Source organism: Nocardioides sp. zg-1308 (genome assembly GCF_013155375.1).
GTDB classification, from domain to species: domain Bacteria; phylum Actinomycetota; class Actinomycetes; order Propionibacteriales; family Nocardioidaceae; genus Nocardioides; species Nocardioides renjunii.
In genome coordinates, this window is the sequence record NZ_JABJQY010000001.1 from 224,303 (window position 1) to 246,785 (window position 22,483).

Sequence of the window (22,483 nt, forward strand, 5' to 3'; positions counted from 1 at the left end):
TCGATGCGGGACGGGGACGGACGACGGGTGGGACAGCGACAGCCGGAGGGGCCACGCGAGGGGTGGCCGACCATCAAGGTTACGTCCCCGCCGCGGCTGCCACCTAGTCAGCGGGCAGCGGGACGCGCCGTGGCGAGCAGCCGGGACGGCACGGCACCCGCCGACCTGAGGTGGATGTTCTGCAGCAGGCCGAGGGCCAGCATGCCGGCGAAGAGCGAGCTGCCGCCGTAGGAGACGAACGGCAGGGGGACGCCGGTCACGGGCATGATGCCCAGGCACATGCCGATGTTCTGGAAGGCCTGGAAGCCCCACCAGCAGGCGATGCCGGCGGCGGCGACCCGCCCGAACAGGTCGCCCGCGCGTGCCGAGATGGTCAGCGCCCGCCAGATCACGACGGCCAGCAGGAGGATCATCAGGCCGGAGCCCAGCAGGCCGAGCTCCTCCCCGGCGACGGTGAAGATGAAGTCGGTGTGCTGCTCGGGGACGAAGCCTGAGCGGGTCTGGGAGCCGTCGAACAGCCCCTGGCCGAGCAGGCCACCGTTGCCGACGGCGATGCGCGCCTGCTCGACGTTGTAGCCCGCCCCGCGGGGGTCGAGGCCGGGGTTGGTGAAGGCCAGGAACCGGTCGACCTGGTAGGGCTTGAGCACGCCGGCGGACACCGCGCCGACCGCCCCGACGACGGCACTCAGGGTGAGCCCGACGAGCCAGCGGCGCCCGGCGCCCGCGATGGCGAGGACGCCGAAGACGGTGGCGGACAGCACGAGCATGGTGCCGAGGTCGGGCTGGAGCAGGATGAGGACCGCGGGCACGCCGGCGATGGCGAGCATCGCGACCACCTCGAGGCTGCCCACGCCCCGGCCCCAGCGGCGCTCGGTGCGTTCGGCGACCACCAGCGCCATGCCGATGACGACGGCCAGCTTGGCGAGCTCCGAGGGCTGGATCGACATGCTGCCGAGCTGGATCCACGAGCGGGACCCGTTGACCGTGCTGCCGGCCACGAGCACCATCACCAGCCCGCCGACGCTGGCCAGGTAGGCCAGCGGGGCCAGGATCCGCACCCACCGGTGGTCGGTGGCGACCACGGCGACCATCAGCACCAGGCCGATCGCGACGTTGACCAGCTGCTTGCGGAGGTAGGCGTCCGGGTCACCCCCGGTGAGCTCGGCGCGCGTCGCGGTGGCCGACCAGATCAGCAGGGTGCCCATCACGACGAGCGCCAGCGTGGCGAGCAGCAGCACCCAGTCGAGGCCGGGGACGCGGAGGGTCCCGCCCGCCTGGCCGGGGCGGGACGCAGGTCGCGAGGAAGGCCGGGAGGCAGGTCGCGAAGCAGGGCGCGAGGTGGTGCGCGGGGACATGACGGACATCGCGCTCACTCCCCCACGGCCGGCGGCATGATCGACCCGTCGTCGAGGAACTGCGGCAGCCTGGCCGGCGACACGGTGCCGGGGATCGCCGCCCGCGCGGGGCGTACGGTCTCGCCCTCGATGCCGTAGAGGGCCTCCCAGATGGCGCGGATGCCGTCACCGGTGGAGCCGGAGCCGGTGCCGCCCTGGCTGATCATCATCACCACGACGTAGTCCTTGGTGTAGGAGGCGACCCAGCCGGTGGACTGCTTGCCGTAGACCTCGGCCGATCCGGTCTTGGCGCGGACGGTGACGTCGTCGAGGGGGAAGCCGCCGAGCTTCCACGCCATCGTGCCGACCCTGCTGACGTTCTGCAGCGCGCCGTCGATGTAGTCGAGGTACTTCTGCGGGACGTCGACCTCGGCCACCTTGCGGGGGGCGATGCGACGCAGGACCGTGCCGTCCGGGCTGACCAGCGCCTTGGCGACGGTGGGGGCCCACAGCGTGCCGCCGTTGGCGAGCGCGCCGTAGGCACGGGCCAGCTGGAGCGGGGTGACGATCGTGTCGCCCTGGCCGATGGAGAAGTTGACGGCGTCGCCGGCACGGTAGAGGTTGCCCTCGAGGCAGAACTCGCGGGAGAAGCGGTAGACGAAGTCGCTCGTGCCGTCGGTCTGCGGCTTGTCGGCGATGCCGCAGTAGTAGTCCTTCTGCGACTCGTAGTAGGCCTGCTTCCACCGGCGGTCGGCGATGCGGCCCGGCGCCTCGCCCGGCAGGTCGATGCCGGTGCGCGAGCCGAAGCCGAAGTCCTTCGCCTCCTGCACCAGCGGGTCCTCGGCGTCGAGGTCGGCCGGGTCGCTGCCGAAGCGCTGCCAGAAGTCGTAGCCGATGCGGTAGAAGAACGTGTTGCAGGAGACCTCGAGCGCCTTCGCGAAGCCGATCGAGCCGTAGGCCCCGGACTCGTAGTTCTTGAACACCCGGTTGCCGACCTGGAAGCCGGACGAGCACGCCAGCGCGGTGTCCGTGGAGTAGCCGTTGGTCAGCGCGCCGGCGGTCATGAACGGCTTCCACGTCGAGCCGGGCGCGAACTGGCCCTGGGTGGCGCGCGACAGCAGGGGCGTGCCGGCCTCCTCCGAGTAGAGCCGGGCGAGCTCGGACTCGCTGATGCCGCCGGTCCACACGTCGGGGTCGTACGTCGGCTGGCTGGCCATCGCGACGACCCGGCCGGTGCGGGCGTCGAGGACGACCGCGGCGCCGGAGTCGGCCTCGTAGCGGCGTCCGGTGACCGGGTCGACGGTGGCGCGCTGCACCTTGATGCGCTCGGCGAGCTGCCTCTCGACCACCGACTGGACCTTGGCGTCGATCGAGGTCACGAGGGTGTCGCCGGGGGTGCTCTCGACGACGGAGTCGTCGCCCAGCACGCGACCCATCGAGTCGACGGCGACGCGGCGGTAGCCGGGCAGCCCGCGCAGCCACTCGTCGTACTGCTTCTCGACGCCGGCGCGGCCGACCACCGAGGCGCCGTTGAGCGAGCGGTCGTCGCGCTCGGCGGCGAGGTCGAACTCGTCCTCGGTGACGGGGCTGAGGTAGCCGAGCACGTGGGCGAGGTTGATGCCGAAGGGACGCGGGTAGGAGCGGACGCTCTGCTGCTCGGCGAGCACGCCGGGATAGTCCTCGGGCTGCTCGAGCACCCGCAGCGCGACGGACTTGGGGACGTCGGTGGCGACCGGGACCGGCTGGTAGGGCGAGCCGTTCCAGCACACGTCGCGGACGCTGCCGGGGTCGCCGCAGGTGACCAGCCGGGCCTCGACGTCCTCGGGCTCGGCGTCGACGACGACGGACACCCGGCGGACCAGCTCGGTGCGCTGGCGCTCCTCGAGCTTGCCGAGCAGGGTGCGGTCGACCGAGATGACCCACGAGGTGCGGTTGGCCACGAGCGGACGGCCCTGGTCGTCGACGATGAGGCCCCGCTGCGGCTGGACCACGATGTCGCGCACCGACTGGTCGGCGGCCTGCGCCTGGTAGGACTCCCCGCCGATGACCTGCAGGTAGTAGAGCCGGACGAACAGCGTCGCGAAGAGGGAGAACACCAGCGCCTGCACGACGACCAGCCGGAGCCGGCTCCTGGCGGTCGTGCTCACGAGGCCGCCCACTGGGGGTGGAGCCGGGCGAACAGCTTCATCAGTGGCGGCAGCACGAACGGCGTGAGCAGCACGTCCCAGACCACCGCGATGAGCACCACCTCGAGCAGCCCCGTCACCGACATAGCCGGGTCGGACAGCAGCACGCCGCTCAGCGCGAAGAGGGAGGTGGCCGCGAAGGAGGCGGCCGCCACCGTGCCCACCACCGCGAGCGCGGTCGGCTTGACGTCCTGGCGGACCCGGGCGGCGAGGAAGGCCGCGACCGTGAGGGCCAGGGCCCAGCGACCGGCGACGTGGTCGGCCGGCGGCGCGAGGTCGAGGACGAGGCCCGCGGTGAAGCCGAGCACGAGGGCGAAGGGGGCCTCGACGGTCAGCGCGGCGGCGACCACCACGAGGAGGCACAGGTTGGGCACGATGCCGTGCCAGGCGACGTGCGGGAACAGCGAGACCTGCACGACGAGCGCGACCAGGACGGCGCCGAGCGCGGCGACCCAGCGGAGAGAGCCCAGGCTCATCGCAGGCTCCCGTCGGCCTCGACGATCGCCCGGTCGGTGTCGGAGCCGCTCGGCACCATCACGCCGACGACGTCGAGGGAGGAGAAGTCCACGAACGGCTTGACCACCGCCCGCTGCGACGCCTCGCGGAGCGAGCTGTAGACCTCGGTGATCGTGCCGATCGGCACGCCGGGGGCGTAGGGACCGGTGGTGCTCCCCCACGTGACGACGGTGTCGTCGCGGGCCGGGACCGAGGCGTCGTCGACGAGGCGCAGGTCGAGCCCCGACTCGTGGTCGAGCGAGCCGCTGCCCGTCACGAAGCCGATCTCCATGCTCGAGCCGACCCGGCCGCCCACGGTGGAGTCGGGGTCGATGACCAGCAGGACGGTGGCCGTGCCGCGGGTCACCCGCAGCACCCGCCCGACCAGGCCGTCGTTGTTGACCACCGTCATGTCCGGGCCGATGCCGGCCTCGGAGCCGGCGTCGATGGTGACGGTGAAGCTCTGCGACTGGCGCGACCCGACCGCCACCACGCGGGCCGGGACCAGGGCCGAGCCCAGGTCGGCCGCGGCGGCGGTGAGGCCGTCGTACTGCTCGAGGCGGTTGCGGTCGAAGCCGGCGAGCTCGACCTTGCCCCGCAGCTCGGCGTTGCGGGCCTCGAGGTCGCGGACCCGGTCGGCGAGGTCGTCCTTGCTGCGGAACCAGTCGGGCACCGCGGTGAAGGGGCGTACGGCGGCGGCCGCGGCCGACTCGGCCGGCCCGAACGCCTCGCCCACCACCCGGCGCGCGGGCTCGAGCGGCGAGCCGCCGTCGCCGGACACGTCGAGCGTGATCAGCGTGATGCTCGCCAGCACGAGCGCCACGAGCAGCGAGCGCGGCGGGCGGTTGCGCGACTCCAGCCGGTCGAGGCCGGTCCAGCGCCGCTCGCGGCCGTCGTGTCCCCCGAACGCACCCATCAGAAGCGCCTCGGGTCCGAGACGAGGACCTGCTGGAGCGCCTCGAACTCCTCCACGCACTTGCCGGCGCCGTAGGCGACCGACGACAGCGGGTCCTCGGCGACGTGCACGGGCATGCCGGTCTCGTGGCGCAGCCGCTCGTCGAGGCCGCGCAGCATGGCGCCGCCCCCGGTGAGCACGATGCCGCGGTCCATGATGTCGCCGGCCAGCTCGGGCGGCGTCTGGTCAAGGGTGGTGCGGACCGCGTCGATGATGTTGTGCAGCGGCTCCTCGAGCGCCTGCCGCAGCTCCGAGCTGGACACCACGACGGTGCGCGGGAGGCCGGACACCATGTCGCGACCGCGGATCTCGGCGTCGGGCTCGGTGGGGAGCGGGAAGGCCGAGCCGAGGGTCATCTTCATTTCCTCGGCGGTGCGCTCCCCCAGCATCAGGGAGTACTCCTTCTTCATCCACGCGATGATCGCCTGGTCGAGGTCGTCGCCCGCGGTGCGCACCGACAGGCTGGTCACGATGCCGCCGAGGCTGATGACGGCCACCTCGGTCGTGCCGCCGCCGACGTCGACCACCATGTTGCCGGTGGCCTCGTGGACGGGCAGGCCGGCGCCGATCGCGGCGGCCATCGGCTCCTCGACGATGTAGACCCGGCGAGCACCGGCCTGGTAGCCGGCCTCCTTGACCGCCCGCTGCTCGACGGCGGTGATCCCGCTCGGCACGCAGATGACCATGCGGGGCTTGGCGAAGTAGCGACGGCGGTGCACCTGGTGGATGAAGTAGCGCAGCATCTGCTCGGTCGCCTCGAAGTCGGCGATCACGCCGTCCTTCAGCGGGCGGATGGCGGCGATGTTGTCGGGGGTGCGCCCGATCATCCGCTTGGCCTCGTGGCCGACGGCCAGCACCTCGCCGGTCGTGGTGTTCATGGCGACCACGGACGGCTCGTCGAGGACGACGCCCTTGCCGCGGACGTAGACGAGCGTGTTGGCGGTGCCGAGGTCGACGGCCATGTCTCGGCCGATCAAGCTGTGTGCCATGCCTCTGGTGCCCTTGCAGGTCGGGTCGTGCCGGGAAGAGGGGACGACAACCGCAGCCGACCCGTGTCTCAGGGTAGGTAAGCGACTTGCCGGTTCCCGGCAGGACACGCGCGGCGAGCGCTGACCGACTGCAGCCGGCTCGGGTGGCGGCACATCCCACGGGCCAACCGACCGTGGTGGCGGCACATCACCGTCGTCGGGCCCTCGGAGGCGCGACCTGCCGCCACCCCCAGAGTTTCCCCGTCGTGGTGGCGGCACATCACCGTCATCGGGGGCTCGCAGGCGCGGTCTGCCGCCACCTCCAGAGTCTCACCGGCCGGGGTGGCGGCACATCACCGTCATCGGGGGCTGGAGGCGCGATCTGCCGCCACCCACGGGGGTTGACCCGTCGTGGTGGCGGCACATCACAACGGTCGGGGGCTCGCAGGCGCGATCTGCCGCCACCTCCAGAGTTTCACCGGCCGTGGTGGCGGCACATCACAACGGTCGGGGGCTCGCAGGCGCGATCTGCCGCCACCACGGGGCCGCGGCAGCGGGGCTCAGCCCAGGTCGGAGAACCAGATCCCGATCTCGCGGGCGGACGACTCCTCGGAGTCCGAGCCGTGCACGAGGTTCTGCTGGACCGCGAGGCCCCAGTCGCGACCGAGGTCGCCGCGGATGGTGCCCGGGGCGGCGACCGTCGGGTCGGTGGCGCCGGCGAGCGAGCGGAACCCCTCGATGCAGCGCTGGCCCTCGATCACGACGGCGAGCACCGGGCCGGACAGCATGAACTCCACGAGCGGCTCGTAGAACGGCTTGCCCTCGTGCTCGGCGTAGTGGGCGGCGAGGATCTCGGGGGTCGCCTGCCGCAGCTCGACGGCCGCGAGCGTGTAGCCCTTGGCCTCGATCCGGCGGAGGATCTCGCCCGAGAGGCCGCGGCGCACGCCGTCGGGCTTGACGAGGACGAGGGAGCGCTGGACGTCGGTCATGCGAGCAGCCTAGCCAGCACGCGCGGTGGGCCGTCGCCCAGTCCTGCCCCGGTGCCGGTGGGTGGTGCTCAGCCCTGCTCGGCGCGGTACGCCGCCCACGCGGCGGCCCGCTCGCGCTCGATCTTGCGGCCCAGCAGGTCGGCCGTCGCCCACAGCGCGGCGAACACGGCACCGAGCACGAACATCGCCGGCACGACGAACCCGAGGCCCACGGCCGCGACCTGGACGGCGTACCCGGCGCCGTAGGCCCACTCCGCGCGCAGCATGCCGGCGAGGAGCAGGCAGACCACGGCGAGGCCGAGGCCGATGCTGACGGCGGTGCCGGTCGGGACGTCGGCGATCGTGATCATGACCGGGGTGGTGAGGCCCAGCGTGATGGCCTCGAGGCTCAGCACCGCGGCGCACATGCCCCGACGCGGCGAGCGCTCGGCCGCGGCGGCCGGGGGCGGGGCCGGGTCCTGGCCCGGCTCGTCGGGCTCGCCCGCGGGGTCCGGCGCCGACGTGCTCATCGGCGGCCCTTGAGCAGCGAGCGCGCCTCGCCCACCGTGACGACGGAGCCGGTGACCAGCACCGCGCCGGCGCCGATGGAGACGTCGATCGCCTCGTGCGCCTCGGCCAGCGTGGCCGCGCGGTCGATGGCCTCTGCCAGGTCGGGGACCACGCTGACCCGGTCCTCGCCGAAGACCTCGCTCGCGACGCGGCCGAGGGCGGCCGCCGACATCGAGCGCGGGGTGGAGTTCTGCGTGCACACCACGTGCGTGAGGTGCGGCTCGAAGGCGGTCAGGAGGCCCTCGGCGTCCTTGTCCTCCATCACGCCCATCACGCCGACGAGCGGGCTGAACGAGAACGAGTCCTCGAGCGCCTCTCCGACCGCCTCGGCGCCGTGGGGGTTGTGCGCGGCGTCCAGCACGATGGTGGGGCTGCGCCGGATGATCTCCAGCCGGCCGGGCGAGGTGACCTCGGCGAACGCCGCCCGGACCAGGTCGTCGTCGAGGACGCCCGTGCCCGCGAAGGCCTCGACGGCCGCCAGGGCGACCGCGGCGTTCTGCGCCTGGTGGGCGCCGTAGAGGGGAAGGAACACCTCGTCGTAGCGCGCCCGCAGCCCCTGCAGCGAGACCACCTGGCCGCCGACCGCCGGGGTGCGAGCGGCGACACCGAACTCGATGCCCTCGCGCGCGACCGTGGCGCCGACCTCGGTGGCCCGCGCCAGCAGCACGGCGGCCACCTCGGGGGTCTGCTCGGCCAGCACGGCCACGGAGCCCGGCTTGATGATCCCGGCCTTCTCGACCGCGATCGTGGCCGGGTCATCGCCGAGGTACTTGGCGTGGTCGACCGCGATCGGCAGCACGACGGCGACGTCGGCGTCGACGACGTTGGTCGCGTCCCAGCTGCCGCCCATGCCGACCTCGATCACCGCGACGTCGACCGGGGCGTCGGCGAAGGCGGAGTAGGCCATGCCGACGACGGTCTCGAAGAAGCTGAGGGGGTGGTCCTGCTCGGCGTCGACGAGGTGGGTGTAGGGGGCCACGTCGTTGAACGCGCGGACGAAGGCCTCGTCGTCGAGCGGCTCGCCGTCGATCGTGATCCGCTCGCTCATCCGCTCCAGGTGCGGGGAGGTGAACCGTCCCGTGCGCAGGTCCAGGGCGCGCAGCAGCGTCTCCACCATCCGGCTCGTGCTGGTCTTGCCGTTGGTGCCCGTCAGGTGGACGGCGCGGAACGAGCGCTGCGGCTCCCCGAGCAGCTCGATGAACGCCTCGATCCGGTCCAGGCTCGGCTCGAGCTTGCTCTCGGGCCAGCGGGACAGGAGGGCGTCCTCGACCTCGTCGAAGGTCTGGGCGAGCCGGGGCGTGTCGGGAGCGTCAGTCATGGCTCCTCGAGTCTAGGGACACGTGCTCGCCGCGCACGACCCGCGGAGGCCGGGGCGCACCGCCCGGACGGACGAGGTGCTCCGCCATCTCGACGGCCGGCTCGTAGCCCAGGGCGGCGTAGATCTTGTTGGACGTCGGGTTGGCCCGGTCGGTGAACAGGCACATCCGGTGGCCGGCCTCGAGCCCGCGGCGGGTCAGCTCGCCGACGACGTACGACGCGATGCCGCGCCCCCGGTGCTCGCGGGGGGTGTAGACCGGGCCGACGCGCGCGACGCCGAAGGAGGGCAGTCCGGCCCCGGTCAGGTGGGCGACGGTGCCGTCCGGCAGCTCCCACAGCCACTCGACCCCCTCGCGGATCCGCACGAGGACGCTGTCGAGCGTGTTGTGCTCGCCCGACGTGGGGTCGGGCTCGCGACCCGCCTGCTCGTCGGCCTCGACGTGGAACGCCTCGAACCACGCGAGCACCAGGTCGGCGTCGTCCTCCGTGGCGAGGCGCAGCCGACCCTCGGGTGGCGGAGGGACGTGCACAGTGGTGGCCTCCCACAGCCGGGTGGCCTTGGCGACGACCACCTCGCCGCCCGTGAGCTCGGCGGTCGTGCGAGCCAGCACCTCGGCCCCGGGCAGGGCCCCGTTGGCGCCGCCGAGAAGCTCACCACGCCCGTGCAGCGCGACGGCGAGGGCGCGCGCGGCGTCGTCCGGCATCGGCAGGGAGAACGTCGGGTAGGGCTTGAACGGCGCCGTCCGCATCGCCGCGCTCACGACCTCGCCGGATCCGTCGCGCACGACCGCCCACCATCGCGCGAAGGGGGCGTCGACCTCGAGCCACTCGTCGCGGCCGTCGGCCAGCTCGCGCGACGTCCGCTCGCTCACGCTGGCGATCACGCTGCCCAGCACGGGGTCCGCGGCGAGCACGTGGCCGGCCGCCTCGAGGAAGGGCTGCGGGGTGTCGAAGAACTCCAGCTCCATGCGCCGACGCTAGCGACGGACGACGGCCGGTCGATACTCGTTTTCGCAGGCAGGAGGCCCGTCCATAGACTTCCGGCATGACTGAGACTCCTGCCACCCAGACGCCGGACGCCGGCCCGGACACGACGAGCACCGACGCGCGTGCCGTCGTCGTACCGGAGCGTCCCGCCCTGGAGGGCCTGGAGGAGAAGTGGTCGCGCACGTGGGCCGAGAACGACACGTACGCCTTCGACCGCACCCAGCCGCGCGAGAACGTCTACTCCATCGACACGCCGCCGCCGACCGTCAGCGGGTCGCTGCACGTGGGTCACGTCTACTCCTACAGCCACACCGACCTGATCGCGCGCTACCAGCGCATGCAGGGCAAGGCCGTGTTCTACCCGATCGGCTGGGACGACAACGGCCTGCCGACCGAGCGCCGGGTCCAGAACTACTTCGGCGTCCGGTGCGACCCCGCCCTGCCCTACGACGCCGACTTCACGCCGCCGGAGAAGCCGGACCCCAAGAAGCAGGTCCCGATCAGCCGACCCAACTTCATCGAGCTGTGCGAGCAGCTGGTCGTCGAGGACGAGAAGGCCTTCGAGGCCCTGTGGCGCCAGCTCGGCCTGTCGGTCCAGTGGGACCCGACCTACACCACCATCGGCGACCACTCGCGCACCGTGAGCCAGCGGGCGTTCCTGCGCAACTTCGCCCGCGGCGAGGCCTACCTCTCCGAGGCGCCCACGCTCTGGGACGTCACCTTCCAGACGGCCGTCGCCCAGGCCGAGCTCGAGGCGCGCGACTACCCCGGCCACTACCACCGCATCGCCTTCCACCGCCCCGACGGCACCCCGCTGCACATCGAGACGACCCGCCCCGAGCTCATCCCGAGCGTCGTCGCGCTGGTCGCCCACCCCGACGACGAGCGCTACCAGGGCCTGTTCGGCACCACGGTCACGTCGCCGGTCTTCGGCGTGGAGATCCCCGTCCTGGCACACCCGGCGGCCGAACCCGACAAGGGCGCCGGCATCGCGATGTGCTGCACCTTCGGCGACCTCACCGACGTCATGTGGTGGCGCGAGCTCAGCCTCCCGGTCCGCACGGTGGTCGGCCGCGACGGCCGGCTCACCCGCGAGACCCCCGAGTGGCTGGCCGCCGACGCCGCGTCGACGGCGTACGCCGAGCTGGCGGGCAAGACGACGTTCAGCGCCCGCGAGGCGATGGTCGGCCTGCTCCGCGAGTCGGGCGACCTCGACGGCGAGCCGACGCCGACCCAGCGGATGGCGAACTTCTACGAGAAGGGCGACAAGCCGCTCGAGATCGTCGCCACCCGCCAGTGGTACATCAAGAACGGCGGCAAGGACGCGGCGCTGCGCAAGGAGATGCTGGTCCGCGGCGAGGAGATCACCTGGATCCCCGCCCACATGAAGCACCGCTACGACAACTGGGTCGGCGGCCTCAACGGCGACTGGCTCATCTCGCGCCAGCGGTTCTTCGGCGTCCCGTTCCCGGTCTGGTACCCCCTCGACGCCGACGGTGAGCCCGACCACGACCACCCGCTGATGCCCAGCGAGGACCAGCTGCCGGTCGACCCGTCGACGCAGGCGCCGCACGGCTACACCGAGGACCAGCGGGGGAGGCCCGGCGGCTTCGTCGGCGACCCCGACGTGATGGACACGTGGGCCACCTCGTCCCTCACGCCGCAGATCGCCGGCATGTGGGCGGTGGACGACGACCTGTTCTCGCGCGTCTTCCCCTACGACCTCGCGACCCAGGCCCACGACATCATCCGCACCTGGCTGTTCGCCCGCGTCGTCCGCGCCGACTTCGAGCACCAGGCCGCGCCGTGGTCGCACGCCATGATCTCCGGCTTCATCGTCGACCCCGACCGCAAGAAGATGTCGAAGTCCAAGGGCAACGTCGTCGTCCCGACCGACATCCTCGACAAGTACGGCGCCGACGCCGTCCGCTGGCGCGCCGCCATCGGCCGTCCCGGCTCCGACTCGCCCTTCGACGAGTCGCAGATGAAGGTCGGCCGCCGGCTGGCGATGAAGGTCCTCAACGCCTCGAAGTTCGTCCTCGGCAACGTCGGGGCCACGCACCTGACCCCCAGCGCCGTCAGCGCACCGGTGGACTGCGCGCTGCTCGGGCGGCTCGAGATCGTGGTTCGCAGGGCCACCGAGGCTTTCGACGCCTACGACTACACGACCGCGCTCGAGGTCACCGAGAAGTTCTTCTGGGAGTTCTGCGACGACTACCTCGAGCTGGTCAAGGAGCGCGCCTACCGCACCGAGGGCGGTGCGGCCACCGACTCGGCCCGCGCCACGCTCGCGATCGCGCTGCACACGCAGCTGCGGCTGCTCGCGCCGTTCCTGCCCTACGCCACCGAGGAGGTCTGGTCGTGGTGGCAGGAAGGGTCGATCCACCACGCCTCGTGGCCGACCGCTGCGGACCTCGGCTCCGCCGCTGCCGCGCAGCCGCTGGTGCTCGACGCCGTCGCGGGCGCCCTCACCGGGATCCGCGGGGCGAAGTCGCAGGCCAAGGCCAAGATGCGCGCCCCGCTCTCCCGCGTGGTGATCACCGGCCCGTCGTCGCTGGTCGACGCAGCCCGGCAGGCCGAGGACGACCTGCGCGCCGTCGGCACCATCGTCGGCGACCTGGAGTTCGTCACCGACGAGTCTGCGACCGAGCTGCGGGTCAGCGCGGAGCTCGCGCCGACGGAGGAGTGACCTCGAGCTCGCCCTGGGCAGCGGTGAGTGAGGCAGGTTCCGGGGCTCCGGAACGTGTCTCACCCACCGCTGCTCGCCCTGGGCGGTGAGTGAGGCAGCTTTTGAGGCCCGGAGACCTTGCGTCACTCACCGCCACCCCGGCGTGTGCGTACGACGCGCGCGCGCGAGCGGTGAGTGAGGCAACTTCTGACGACCGGAAACCTGCGTCACTCACCGCCACCACGGCGTGTGTCGTACGACGCGCGCGCGAGCGGTGGCTCGGCCACCGCCCGGGCGACGAACTAGCGGCTGGCCTTCTCCGCAGCCTTCGCCGCGTCCTTCTCAGCCTTCGCCGCGTCCCGCTCAGCCTTCTCCGCAGCCTTCGCCGCGTCCCGCTCAGCCTTTTCCGCAGCCTTGGCCGCGTCCCGCTCAGCCTTCGCAGCCGCCTTGGCAGCGTCACGCTCAGCCTTCTCCGCAGCCTTCGCCGCATCTCGCTCAGCCTTCTCCGCAGCCTTCGCCGCGTCCCGCTCAGCCTTCGCGGCAGCCTTGTCAGCCGCCTTCTCGGTCGCCTCGGTCGCCTCGGCGGCCTCGCGCTCGGCCTTCTCCGCGGCCTGCTCGGCCTCGCGGTCGCGCGACGCCCGCTCACGGGACTGCTGCTCGGTGCTGGAGGTGCTCACCTGGTCCCCCGCACGGCCGGACATCGCGGCGCCAGTGGCCTCGGTGCCCCGGGCGGAGCCCGAGCCGGAGAGCGAGGCGGCCGCGGCAGCGGCGGTGAGGGCGAGCGGCTGGGCGCTCAGCTCGGCGGGGATGACGACCTCGAACGGCTCCGTCGACCGCGGCGCGGGGGCAGCGTCAGGCCTGACGGACGTGGCGGCGGCGATCGGCTTGCCGGGGCGCAGGAAGTCCGCACCCCACCCACGACCCACCGAGACGGCCATCAGGACCGCGCACAGCACGGCCACGAGCGCGAAGCCGATGAGCGGCCTCTTCTGGTCGACCCCCACGGGTTCCCCTTCCCACATGCTGGCGAGACGCCAGTGTGGGCGGGTCATGACGCGTGATCCGCGTCGATGGCCCGGAATGGCCCGAAATGACTAGGAGCGACTAGTCACATGGGACCAGGGGTCAGGCGGACTTCTTCTTCCGGCCCTCGGACTCGCGCGGGATCAGCGTGGGCGCGACGTCGTCCTCGACGACCTCGCGGGTCACGATCACCTTCGCGACGTCGCCGCGGGAGGGGACGTCGTACATGACGTAGAGGAGGACCTCCTCGATGATCGCGCGCAGGCCGCGGGCGCCGGTGCCGCGCTCGAGGGCCGCCTCGGCGATCGAGTCGATCGCCTCGTCGGTGAACTCGAGCTCGACGCCGTCGAGGTCGAAGAGCTTCTGGTACTGCTTGACCAGCGCGTTGCGCGGCTCGGTGAGGATCTGCACGAGTGCCTCGCGGTCGAGCTTGCTCACGCTCGCGATCAGCGGGAGCCGACCGATGAACTCGGGGATCAGCCCGAACTTCGTGAGGTCCTCGGGACGCACCTGGGCCAGCAGGTCGTCGCTGTCGCGATCGGCCTGGCTGCGCATCTCGGCGGTGAAGCCGAGGGACTTCTTGCCCACCCGCTGCTCGACGATCTGCTCGAGACCGGCGAACGCGCCACCCACGATGAAGAGGATGTTGGTGGTGTCGATCTGGATGAACTCCTGGTGGGGGTGCTTGCGCCCACCCTGCGGGGGCACCGACGCGGTCGTGCCCTCCAGCATCTTGAGCAGCGCCTGCTGGACGCCCTCACCGGAGACGTCGCGCGTGATCGAGGGGTTCTCCGACTTGCGGGCCACCTTGTCGATCTCGTCGATGTAGATGATGCCCGTCTCGGCCTTCTTGACGTCGTAGTCGGCGGCCTGGATGAGCTTGAGGAGGATGTTCTCGACGTCCTCGCCGACGTAGCCGGCCTCGGTGAGCGCCGTCGCGTCCGCGATCGCGAACGGGACGTTGAGCATCCGGGCCAGCGTCTGGGCGAGGTAGGTCTTGCCGCAGCCGGTCGGCCCGATCACCAAGATGTTGGACTTGGCCACCTCGACCACGTCGTCCTTGGCCTTGCCGCTGACCGGCTGCAGGCCCGCCTGGACGCGCTTGTAGTGGTTGTAGACCGCCACGGCCAGGGACTTCTTGGCGTGCTCCTGGCCGATGACGTAGGAGTTGAGGAACTCGAAGATCTCACGGGGCTTGGGCAGCTCCTCGAGGCTGACCTCGGAGCCCTCGGCGAGCTCCTCCTCGATGATCTCGTTGCAGAGCTCGATGCACTCGTCGCAGATGTAGACGTTGGGGCCAGCGATGAGCTTCTTGACCTGCTTCTGGCTCTTTCCGCAGAAGTTGCACTTGAGCAGGTCGCCGCCGTCACCGATACGTGCCACGAGTTGTGTCCTCCAGTCTCGCCGGGTGGGGGCCCCGGCATTCAACACCTTGCAACGGGCCCCACGACGGTACCCCGTGCCGGCCCCCAGCGGGGGCCGGACACGAGATGTCGGGTGCCCTCATTCCGGTCTCGGACCGGGGTCAGACGAGCGCCGGGGCGCCCTTGCGGGACTCGATGACCGCGTCGATGAGGCCGTACTCGACGGCCTGTTCGGCGGTCAGGATCTTGTCGCGCTCGATGTCGCGGCTGACCTGGTCGATGTCCTTGCCGCTCGAGTCGGCGATCATCCGCTCCAGCAGCTCGCGCATGCGCAGGATCTCGTTGGCCTGGATCTCGATGTCGGAGGTCTGGCCGAACGTGCCCTCGGTGTAGGGCTGGTGGATGAGGATGCGGCTGTTGGGCAGCGCCATCCGCTTGCCCTTGGCGCCGGCGCCGAGCAGGATCGCGGCCGCCGAGGCCGCCTGGCCCAGGCACACCGTCTGCACGTCGGGCTTGATGAAGCGCATCGTGTCGTAGATCGCAGTCAGCGCGGTGAACGAGCCACCGGGGCTGTTGATGTAGATGCTGATGTCGGTGTCGGGGTTCATCGTCTCCAGGCACATCAGCTGGGCGATCACCGCGTTGGCGACGTCGTCGCTGATCGGCGTGCCGAGGTAGATGATCCGCTCCTCGAACAGCTTGGCGTAGGGGTCGATGCGGCGGAAGCCGTAGGAGGTGCGCTCTTCCCACTGCGGGATGTAGTAGTTCATGTCAGTCCTTGGTCCGGGCCGGGCGGCCCTCGTCGGCGGCTTCGCGGGCGCTGGTGATGACCTGGTCGACGAGGCCGTACTCGACGGCCTGGTCGGCGGTGAACCACCGGTCACGGTCGGCGTCGGCGACGACCTGCTCGACGGTCTGGCCGGTGTGCTCGGCGATCAGGTCCAGCAGCACCTTCTTGATGTGGATCGACTGCTGGGCCTGGATCTTGATGTCCGAGGCCGAGCCGCCCATGCCCGAGGAGGGCTGGTGCATCATGATGCGGGCGTGGGGCAGGGCGTAGCGCTTGCCCTTCGTGCCGGCGCACAGCAGGAACTGGCCCATCGAGGCTGCCAGTCCCATGCCGACGGTCGCCACGTCGTTGGGGATGTAGTTCATCGTGTCGTAGATCGCCATGCCGGCGTCGACGGAGCCACCGGGGCTGTTGATGTGGAGGAAGATGTCGGCCTCCGGGTCCTCGGCGGAGAGCAGCAGGAGCTGGGCGCAGATCGCGTTGGCGTTCTGGTCGCGCACCTCCGAGCCGAGGAAGACGATGCGCTCACGGAGGAGGCGCTGGTAGATGTGGTCGTCGAGGCCATACATCCCACCGGCGCCGTTCATCTCGGGCGAGAGGGCTGGGCTGGAGTTCTGGTTCACGCTGGCGACACTAGCCGGAAGGTCGGACACTTCCACGCGAGAACCCCCCCTGTTCGCCCACAGCGGATTCACGGGCGCCCGGGCGGGTCGCAGGCGCCCGGCCCGGACCGGCGCCGTCAGCCGAGGGCGACCTCGCGGAGCACCTCGCGGAACACCCGGTAGCGCTCCGCGCCCACCTGGTCGGCCCAGGCCTCGTCGCAGGCCCGCAGCAGCGCTCCGGCCCGGGCGACCGCGTCGCCGCCGCGGTCGGTGATGCGGACCAGCCGGGCGCGCGCGTCGTGGTCGGGGACCGCCACCTCCACCATCCCCAGGTCCGCGAGCTGGCGGACGAACTGCCCGCACCCCTGCGTCGTCATCTCCACCCGCTCGGCCAGCTCGGAGATGGTGAGCCCCTCGGGCGGGAGCCACTCGAGCAGTCGCAGCTGCGAGGCACGGAGCTCGGGCAGGTCCTCGGCCAGGCGCTCGCGGAGCTGGCCGAACACCATGCCCATGAGCATCGGCAGGTGCGGCTCGACCGTCGGCATGCGGCCCTTGACACCAGTCATGAAAGCAACTTACCTTCTTTGACCATGAAAGCAACTTTCACGCCAGGGTGGACGGTGGCCCGGCGTGACGTGCTGGGCGAGGACGACGTCAGCGACGGCGAGCTCGCCGCGATGGTCGCGGACCTCTGGGGCGTCCCCGTCGCGACACTGGTCGACTCGACCGCGCAGACGGTCGCCTACGACGTCCCCTCGATCCTCACCGGCGCCCGCACCTGGGTCCTCGGCCACGCCGACGCGGGCGACGGGCCACGCGCGTTCCGGCTCTTCGTCAAGCGGGTGCACCACTGGCGCCACTCCCCCGCCTTCGCCTTCGTCCCGCCCGAGATCGCGGAGTGGGCAGCCACGACCCTCCCCTGGCGGGCCGAGCACCTCCTCTACGCCTCCGACCTCGCACCGCGGCTGCCCGACGGCCTGACCATGCCCCGCGGGCTGCGGGTCGTCGAGCACCCCGACGAGACGGCGGTCATCTGGATGGAGGCCGTGGAGTGCGACGACGTGCCGTGGACGTACGACGACAGCGTCCGCGCCGCACGGCTGCTGGGTCGGCTCGCCGGCAGCCCGGACGTCGCCCCCCTCGCCGGCATCGACCCGCAGCCGTGGCACATCGACGACTTCGTGGTGGGCCGGCTGGCCCACACGGTGCTCCCCGGCTTCCACGACGAGGCCACGTGGCGCCACCCGACCGTCGCCGAGCACTTCGGACCGCTGCGCGCCGGCCTCACCGACGTGGCCCACCACCTCGACGCGCTGGCCCGGGAGTTCGCCGCGAGCCGCCACCTCGCCTCGCACGGCGACGCCTGCCCCAACAACCTGCTGCGCCGCGAGGGCCAGCCGGGGTTCGTCCTCATCGACTTCGGGTTCTGGCGCAGCCAGCCGGTCGGCTTCGACCTGTCCCAGCTCCTGGTGGGCGACATCCAGATCGGCCGCCAGGACGCCGACGACCTGCCCGAGCGCGCTGCCGCGTGCGTGGAGGCGTACGCCGCCGGGCTCGCCGACGAGGGGCTCGACGTGCCGCTGCAGGAGGTCCGCCGCGGTCACGCGGTGAGCCTCATGCTCTTCAACGGACTGCCGAGCCTGCCGACCGAGATGCTGCAGGAGGAGGCGGCCCTCGAGGCCGCCGGCGGGGTCACTGACGAGTTCCGCGCGTCGTTCGAGCACTGGGTGCGCCAGCGGGCCGCGATCGCGCGCTACGCGCTCGACGTGCTCGCCACCACCGGGTCGGCCGCCTGAGCCCGCGCCGAGCGAGCGCCCCGCTCCGGGACGTGCAGCAGCCAGCGGGGCGGAACGGCGACCGGCGCCCACCCCGAGGGGGTGGACGCCGGTCGTCCGGTCAGGATCGGGCGATCAGGACTGCTCGGAGTCCTCGGACCCCTCGGCCTCGTCGACTGCAGCGGTCTCGTCGACCGGCTCGCCGATGGTGCCGTCGGGACGCAGGTTCTTCAGCTCGACCACGTTGCCCGAGGCGTCCTTGACGGTCGCGGCCTCCACGATCGTGGCCAGCGCCTTGCCGCGCAGGATCTCCTGCACGAGCTCGGGGATGTGGTTGTGCTCGAACATGTGGTTGGCGAACTCCTGCGGGTCCTGGCCGGACTGCTGGGCGCGCCGCACGAGGTGCTCGGAGAGCTCGTTCTGCTCGATGCCGAACTCCTCCTGCTTGGCGATCTTGTCGAGGATGAACTGGGCGGCGACGGCGTCACGGACACGGCGCTCGAGGTCGGCCTCGAACTCCTCCTGCGTCTGGCCCTCGTCCTCGAGGTACTTCTCCATGGTGATGCCGGCGAAGCCGAGCTGCTGCTCCACGCTCTGGCGACGCGCGTTGAGCTCGTCGGTGACCATGACCTCGGGGAGCGGGATGGTGACCTTCTCCAGCAGGGCCTCGAGCACCGCGTCGCGGGCGGCGGCGGCCTGCTCGAGCCGCTTGCCGCGGCCGAGGCGCTCGCGCACGTCGGCGGTCAGCTCCTCCGCGGTGTCGAACTCGGAGGCGAGCTGGGCGAACTCGTCGTCGACCTCGGGGAGCTGCTGCTCCTGCACGGCGCTCACCTTGACGGTGACCTCGACCGGCTCGCCGACGAGGTCGCCGCCGACCAGCTCGGACCCGAACGTCTTGTCGTCGCCGGCGGAGAGGCCGACGAGCGCCTCGTCGAGGCCGTCGATCATGCCGCCGCGGCCGACCTGGTAGGACATGCCGGTGACCTCGCCGCCCTCGACGGGCTCGCCGTCCTTGGCCGCGAGGAGGTCGATCGTGACGAAGTCGCCGTCCGCGGCCGCGCGCTCGACGGGCACCAGGGTGCCGAAGCGCTCACGCAGCGCCTGGACCTGCTCCTCGACGTCGGCGTCGGAGATCTCGATGTCCTCGACGCTGGCCTCGAGGCCGTCGTAGGCGGGGAGCTCGAAGTCGGGCTTGACGTCGACCTCGGCGGTGAACTCGAGGGACTCGTTGTCCTCGAACTTGGTCACCTCGATCTCGGGCTGCGCCAGCGGCTCGAGGTCGTGCTCCTGGAGCGCGGCCATGTAGGACTGCGGGACGACGGCGTTGATGGCCTCGTCGAGGACCGGCCCACGGCCGACCTGGCGGTCGATGACCGCCGGCGGGACCTTGCCCCGGCGGAAGCCCGGGACGTTGATCTGCTTCGCGATCTTCTGGTACGCCGCGTCGAGGCTCGGCTTGAGCTCCTCGAAGGGCACCTCGACGGTCAGCTTGGCCCGGGTCGGGCTCAAGGTCTCGACGGCGCTCTTCACAAATGTCTCCTGATGCTGATGGTCTGGGTGACGTGCGGCAGCGCCGGCTCGGGGTGCCCGGCGACCGCAAACCCGTTGAGTCTATCGACGGCGTGGGCACAGGCCGAATCACGCCCGGCGGCTGCGACGCGTGGGGCCGGTGGGTCGGGGCGACAGGACTCGAACCTGCGGTCTCCTGCTCCCAAAGCAGGCGCGCTAGCCACTACGCTACGCCCCGCCAAACGGGCCCCGACGGCCTCCGGACGGAGGTCTCTGGACCTGCTTGGAGCGGATGACGGGAATCGAACCCGCGTAGCCAGTTTGGAAGACTGGGGCTCTACCATTGAGCTACATCCGCGCGCTGTCCGGCTGCCTGGCGGCCCCCGGTGCGGAAGTCATGGTGCCACACCGCGAGGTGGTCGCCCCAACCGGCTCGCAGGTGCTCAGCGCCGGTGGACCAGGAGCAGGGCCCGGTCGTCGTTGCGCGAGCCGAGGGACTCGATGAGGCGCGTGGCGCCGCCCTCGAACTGTCCCCGCAGGAGCCGTTCGGCCTGCCCGAGCATCCGGTCGATGCCGAGGCTGATGTCGCGGCTGCGGGTCTCGACCATGCCGTCGGTGTAGAGCAGCAGGGCGTCGCCGTGGCGCATCTCGCCCGACACGACCGTGTAGGTCGCGTCGTCGATGAGGCCGAGGACCGGGCCCTCGGACTCGAGCACCTCCCAGCGGCCGGAGCCGGCGTGCCGCAGGGCGGCCGGCGGGTGACCGGCGCTGCGGATGTCGTAGTGGCCGGTGCGGAGGTCGAGCGACAGGTGGATGGCGGTGGCGAAGCCCTCCTGCCACTCCTGGCGCAGCAGGAACGTGTTGGCGGCCGGCAGGAACTCCGCGGGCGGCAGGGCGCTCAGGAGGCCGCCGATGGCACCGGACAGGAGGAGGGCGCGGGTGCCCGCTCCCTGGCCCTTGCCGGAGACGTCGACGACCGCGACCTCGAGCCGGTCGCCGACCCGCGAGGCGACGACGAAGTCGCCCGCGAACGGCGTCCCGCCGGCGGACCGCAGCTCGGCGGCGGCGTACCACTGCTCGGGCAGGGCCGGGATGCCGCCCTGGCGCAGGATCCGGTCGCGCAGGTCGACGAACATCGTCTCGCCCTGGAGGCCGGCCACCCCGAGCCGCGAGCGCCGCAACGACGCGACCAGCACGAGGAAGCCGAGGCCGAAGATGATGACGATGGTGAGCGCCACTCTCGTGGTGACGTCCTGCGAGGGGACGAGGAGCGCCAGCACGAGGAGCACGAACAGCACGAACCAGGGCAGCTGGCGCGGCCCGAGCATGAGGCTGGCCACCACGAGCGGCACGAGCAGGCTGTTGAGCGGCGTCTCGTCGAAGCGCCAGATGGCCAGGGCGATCAGAAGGGCCGAGGCGACCAGTGCCACGAGCAACCGGTAGCCCCGCGGCACGACGCGGTTCAGTGCCTCGTTGAGCCACCGAGGAGAACTCATGGCCGAGCTCCTCGCGACGGTGCCGTGTCCTTGGTGGGTGATGCTACGGCTCGCGAGCGGAAGACGGGCTGACATCGGGGACACCAGAACGTGTTGCGTCCGACGAGCTCGCCGGTGCGCACGGTGGAGCCGCACACCAGGCACGGCATCGAGGTGCGGCGGTAGACGTAGACCTCCCCTCCGTGGTCGTCGCGGCGCGGCGCCCGGCCCATCGCCTCGGGCGTGTGCTCGGGTCGCACGGTGTCGATGCGCCCGGTGCGCACGCCCTCCGCCATCAGCTCGACGAGGTCGGCCCACATCGCGCGCCACTGTCCGGAACGCAGCGTGTCGCCGGGCCGGAGGGGGTGGATGCGGTGGCGGAACAACACCTCGGCGCGGTAGACGTTGCCGACGCCGGCGAGCACCTTCTGGTCCATGAGCAGGTCGCCGATCGGGCGGTGGCTCCGCGAGATGCGCCGCCACGCGACCGCCGGGTCGGCGTCGGGTCGCAGCGGGTCCGGTCCGAGCCGCCCGATGACCTCGTCACGCCGCTCGGGGCCGACGAGGTCGCAGAGGATCGCACCGCGCAGGTCGGCGTACGACGTCCCGCGGGGATCGCCGTCCGGGAGGGTCTCCAGGCGCAGCCGCACCTGGCCCACCGGCGCCGGGACCGCTGCGTGCCCGGGGAGGCCGGCGTGGACGTCGAACCGCCCGATCAGCCCGAGGTGGACGTGCCAGAAGCGCTCGCCCTCGAGCTCGACGAACAGGTGCTTGCCCGCCGACTCGGCACCCAGCAGGCGCGACCCGTCGACCTGCTCCGCGTCGGCGGCCGACCTGCCCTGCGGGGAGGTCACCCGGACGGTGCGGCCGGCGAACGCCGCGCCGAGGTCGTCGGCCAGCTTGCGGAGGGTGTGGCCCTCAGGCATCCGCGGGGTCGTCGGACGTCGAGGAGCCGGGCCCCCGCAGCGCCGACTCGGGGAGGGGCGGGAGCTCCTTGGTGGCGTCGTAGGTCGCGACCTGGTCGATGCGGCGCACGTGGCGCTCGTCCCCGGAGAACGGGGTGGTGAGGAAGACCTCGACGAAGCGGGTCATCTCCTCGACGGAGTGCATGCGGCCGCCGACGGACACGACGTTGGCGTCGTTGTGCTCGCGGGCGAGCGCGGCGGTCTCCTCCGACCAGGCCAGCGCACACCGGATGCCCTCCACCTTGTTGGCCGAGATCTGCTCACCGTTGCCCGAGCCGCCGATGACGACCCCGAGGCTGTCGAGGCCCTCCTGCCGGTCGGCGGCGACCCCCTCGGCCGCCCGCAGGCAGAAGCAGGGGTAGTCGTCGAGGGCGTCGTAGACGAACGGGCCGTGGTCGACGACCTCGTGGCCGTGGTCGACGAGCCAGGTCGTCAGGTGGTCCTTCAGCTCGAGGCCGGCATGGTCGGAGCCCAGGTGAACGCGCATGGGGAAAGTCTTCCAGAGCGTCGGGGCGGTCCGGGCGCACGGTGG

Annotated in this window: 20 protein-coding genes and 2 tRNA genes; 2 read left to right on the forward strand and 20 right to left on the reverse strand. The window is 71.8% G+C overall.

Annotated elements, in window-relative coordinates; all coding sequences use genetic code 11:
* Positions 1-107: 107 nt before the first annotated feature.
* The 9 genes from rodA to HN031_RS01110 all read right to left on the reverse strand — a co-directional run bounded on the left by rodA (position 108) and on the right by HN031_RS01110 (position 9,761).
* Complete coding sequence (gene rodA / locus HN031_RS01070) at positions 108-1,238, reverse strand: rod shape-determining protein RodA (RefSeq protein ID WP_367650612.1); 1,131 nt, start codon at positions 1,236-1,238, stop codon at positions 108-110.
* A 131-nt stretch (positions 1,239-1,369) separates the two neighbouring features.
* Positions 1,370-3,481 carry a penicillin-binding protein 2 gene (gene mrdA / locus HN031_RS01075; RefSeq protein ID WP_172265101.1) on the reverse strand — a complete coding sequence of 704 codons (2,112 nt, stop codon included), beginning with the start codon at positions 3,479-3,481 and terminating at the stop codon, positions 1,370-1,372.
* Complete coding sequence (gene mreD, locus HN031_RS01080) at positions 3,478-3,996, reverse strand: rod shape-determining protein MreD (protein ID WP_253942954.1); 519 nt, start codon at positions 3,994-3,996, stop codon at positions 3,478-3,480. Before mreD ends, mrdA begins: the two co-directional genes overlap by 4 nt.
* Positions 3,993-4,931, reverse strand: coding sequence for a rod shape-determining protein MreC (gene mreC / locus HN031_RS01085; protein WP_172265104.1), 939 nt, complete (start codon positions 4,929-4,931; stop codon positions 3,993-3,995). The genes mreD and mreC overlap by 4 nt, the downstream gene beginning before the upstream one ends.
* Positions 4,931-5,959: a rod shape-determining protein gene (locus tag HN031_RS01090; RefSeq protein WP_172265107.1), complete on the reverse strand. Its 1,029-nt coding sequence runs from the start codon at positions 5,957-5,959 to the stop codon at positions 4,931-4,933. The genes mreC and HN031_RS01090 overlap by 1 nt, the downstream gene beginning before the upstream one ends.
* Positions 5,960-6,498: 539 nt before the next feature.
* Positions 6,499-6,927, reverse strand: a complete 429-nt coding sequence (gene ndk / locus HN031_RS01095) for a nucleoside-diphosphate kinase (protein ID WP_172265110.1) — start codon at positions 6,925-6,927, stop codon at positions 6,499-6,501.
* A 68-nt stretch (positions 6,928-6,995) separates the two neighbouring features.
* On the reverse strand, positions 6,996-7,436 hold the full coding sequence (locus HN031_RS01100) for a DUF4233 domain-containing protein (protein WP_253942955.1): 441 nt from the start codon (positions 7,434-7,436) through the stop codon (positions 6,996-6,998).
* The gene (locus HN031_RS01105) at positions 7,433-8,794 is read right to left on the reverse strand and encodes a folylpolyglutamate synthase/dihydrofolate synthase family protein (RefSeq protein ID WP_172265113.1); all 1,362 of its coding nucleotides are present in this window, start codon (positions 8,792-8,794) and stop codon (positions 7,433-7,435) included. Before HN031_RS01105 ends, HN031_RS01100 begins: the two co-directional genes overlap by 4 nt.
* Positions 8,787-9,761: a GNAT family N-acetyltransferase gene (locus tag HN031_RS01110; RefSeq protein ID WP_172265116.1), complete on the reverse strand. Its 975-nt coding sequence runs from the start codon at positions 9,759-9,761 to the stop codon at positions 8,787-8,789. Before HN031_RS01110 ends, HN031_RS01105 begins: the two co-directional genes overlap by 8 nt.
* A 77-nt stretch (positions 9,762-9,838) precedes the next feature.
* Between HN031_RS01110 and valS the strand changes: the two genes are divergently transcribed.
* Positions 9,839-12,469 carry a valine--tRNA ligase gene (valS, locus tag HN031_RS01115; RefSeq protein ID WP_172265119.1) on the forward strand — a complete coding sequence of 877 codons (2,631 nt, stop codon included), beginning with the start codon at positions 9,839-9,841 and terminating at the stop codon, positions 12,467-12,469.
* Positions 12,470-12,750: 281 nt separating this feature from the next.
* Here valS and HN031_RS01120 read toward each other — a convergent pair whose 3' ends face one another.
* The 5 genes from HN031_RS01120 to HN031_RS01140 all read right to left on the reverse strand — a co-directional run bounded on the left by HN031_RS01120 (position 12,751) and on the right by HN031_RS01140 (position 16,793).
* A complete protein-coding gene (locus tag HN031_RS01120) occupies positions 12,751-13,452 on the reverse strand; it encodes a hypothetical protein (RefSeq protein WP_172265122.1) in 702 nt (233 codons plus the stop codon).
* Between the two features lie 121 nt (positions 13,453-13,573).
* Complete coding sequence (clpX, locus tag HN031_RS01125; protein WP_172265125.1) at positions 13,574-14,854, reverse strand: ATP-dependent Clp protease ATP-binding subunit ClpX; 1,281 nt, start codon at positions 14,852-14,854, stop codon at positions 13,574-13,576.
* A gap of 142 nt (positions 14,855-14,996) precedes the next feature.
* Positions 14,997-15,605 (reverse strand): ATP-dependent Clp protease proteolytic subunit, encoded by a 609-nt coding sequence (locus HN031_RS01130; RefSeq protein WP_172265128.1) that lies wholly within the window; start codon positions 15,603-15,605, stop codon positions 14,997-14,999.
* 1 nt (position 15,606) lies between these two features.
* Positions 15,607-16,194 (reverse strand): ATP-dependent Clp protease proteolytic subunit, encoded by a 588-nt coding sequence (locus tag HN031_RS01135; RefSeq protein WP_301539391.1) that lies wholly within the window; start codon positions 16,192-16,194, stop codon positions 15,607-15,609.
* Between the two features lie 170 nt (positions 16,195-16,364).
* Entirely contained in the window at positions 16,365-16,793 is a 429-nt protein-coding gene (locus HN031_RS01140) for a MarR family winged helix-turn-helix transcriptional regulator (protein WP_172265131.1), read from the reverse strand.
* Positions 16,794-16,847: 54 nt separating this feature from the next.
* Between HN031_RS01140 and HN031_RS01145 the strand changes: the two genes are divergently transcribed.
* Positions 16,848-18,023, forward strand: a complete 1,176-nt coding sequence (locus HN031_RS01145; protein WP_172265134.1) for a phosphotransferase — start codon at positions 16,848-16,850, stop codon at positions 18,021-18,023.
* A gap of 114 nt (positions 18,024-18,137) precedes the next feature.
* Here the strand turns inward: HN031_RS01145 and tig are convergent, their stop codons facing one another.
* From tig to HN031_RS01175, 6 genes are all read right to left on the reverse strand, one after another.
* Positions 18,138-19,532 (reverse strand): trigger factor, encoded by a 1,395-nt coding sequence (gene tig, locus HN031_RS01150; protein WP_172265137.1) that lies wholly within the window; start codon positions 19,530-19,532, stop codon positions 18,138-18,140.
* 144 nt (positions 19,533-19,676) lie between these two features.
* Positions 19,677-19,749 (reverse strand) — tRNA-Pro (locus HN031_RS01155).
* A gap of 46 nt (positions 19,750-19,795) precedes the next feature.
* A tRNA-Gly gene (locus tag HN031_RS01160) sits at positions 19,796-19,869 on the reverse strand.
* A gap of 85 nt (positions 19,870-19,954) precedes the next feature.
* On the reverse strand, positions 19,955-21,007 hold the full coding sequence (locus HN031_RS01165; RefSeq protein WP_172265140.1) for a PP2C family protein-serine/threonine phosphatase: 1,053 nt from the start codon (positions 21,005-21,007) through the stop codon (positions 19,955-19,957).
* Entirely contained in the window at positions 21,004-21,912 is a 909-nt protein-coding gene (locus HN031_RS01170; protein WP_172265143.1) for an Fpg/Nei family DNA glycosylase, read from the reverse strand. The genes HN031_RS01165 and HN031_RS01170 overlap by 4 nt, the downstream gene beginning before the upstream one ends.
* A complete protein-coding gene (locus HN031_RS01175; RefSeq protein WP_172265146.1) occupies positions 21,905-22,438 on the reverse strand; it encodes a ribose-5-phosphate isomerase in 534 nt (177 codons plus the stop codon). Before HN031_RS01175 ends, HN031_RS01170 begins: the two co-directional genes overlap by 8 nt.
* Between the last annotated feature and the right edge of the window lie 45 nt (positions 22,439-22,483).

Bases quoted from the DNA above. Each gene is read 5' to 3' on its own strand.
- mreD (WP_253942954.1), bottom strand. From the start codon at position 3,996: ATGAGCCTGGGCTCTCTCCGCTGGGTCGCCGCGCTCGGCGCCGTCCTG.
- HN031_RS01105 (WP_172265113.1), bottom strand. From the start codon at position 8,794: ATGACTGACGCTCCCGACACGCCCCGGCTCGCCCAGACCTTCGACGAG.
- mreC (WP_172265104.1), bottom strand. From the start codon at position 4,931: ATGGGTGCGTTCGGGGGACACGACGGCCGCGAGCGGCGCTGGACCGGC.
- HN031_RS01130 (WP_172265128.1), bottom strand. From the start codon at position 15,605: ATGAACTACTACATCCCGCAGTGGGAAGAGCGCACCTCCTACGGCTTC.
- HN031_RS01170 (WP_172265143.1), bottom strand. From the start codon at position 21,912: ATGCCTGAGGGCCACACCCTCCGCAAGCTGGCCGACGACCTCGGCGCG.
- HN031_RS01175 (WP_172265146.1), bottom strand. From the start codon at position 22,438: ATGCGCGTTCACCTGGGCTCCGACCATGCCGGCCTCGAGCTGAAGGAC.
- HN031_RS01140 (WP_172265131.1), bottom strand. From the start codon at position 16,793: ATGACTGGTGTCAAGGGCCGCATGCCGACGGTCGAGCCGCACCTGCCG.
- HN031_RS01110 (WP_172265116.1), bottom strand. From the start codon at position 9,761: ATGGAGCTGGAGTTCTTCGACACCCCGCAGCCCTTCCTCGAGGCGGCC.
- valS (WP_172265119.1), top strand. From the start codon at position 9,839: ATGACTGAGACTCCTGCCACCCAGACGCCGGACGCCGGCCCGGACACG.
- HN031_RS01090 (WP_172265107.1), bottom strand. From the start codon at position 5,959: ATGGCACACAGCTTGATCGGCCGAGACATGGCCGTCGACCTCGGCACC.
- HN031_RS01165 (WP_172265140.1), bottom strand. From the start codon at position 21,007: ATGAGTTCTCCTCGGTGGCTCAACGAGGCACTGAACCGCGTCGTGCCG.
- ndk (WP_172265110.1), bottom strand. From the start codon at position 6,927: ATGACCGACGTCCAGCGCTCCCTCGTCCTCGTCAAGCCCGACGGCGTG.
- HN031_RS01100 (WP_253942955.1), bottom strand. From the start codon at position 7,436: ATGAGCACGTCGGCGCCGGACCCCGCGGGCGAGCCCGACGAGCCGGGC.
- HN031_RS01135 (WP_301539391.1), bottom strand. From the start codon at position 16,194: ATGTATGGCCTCGACGACCACATCTACCAGCGCCTCCTCCGTGAGCGC.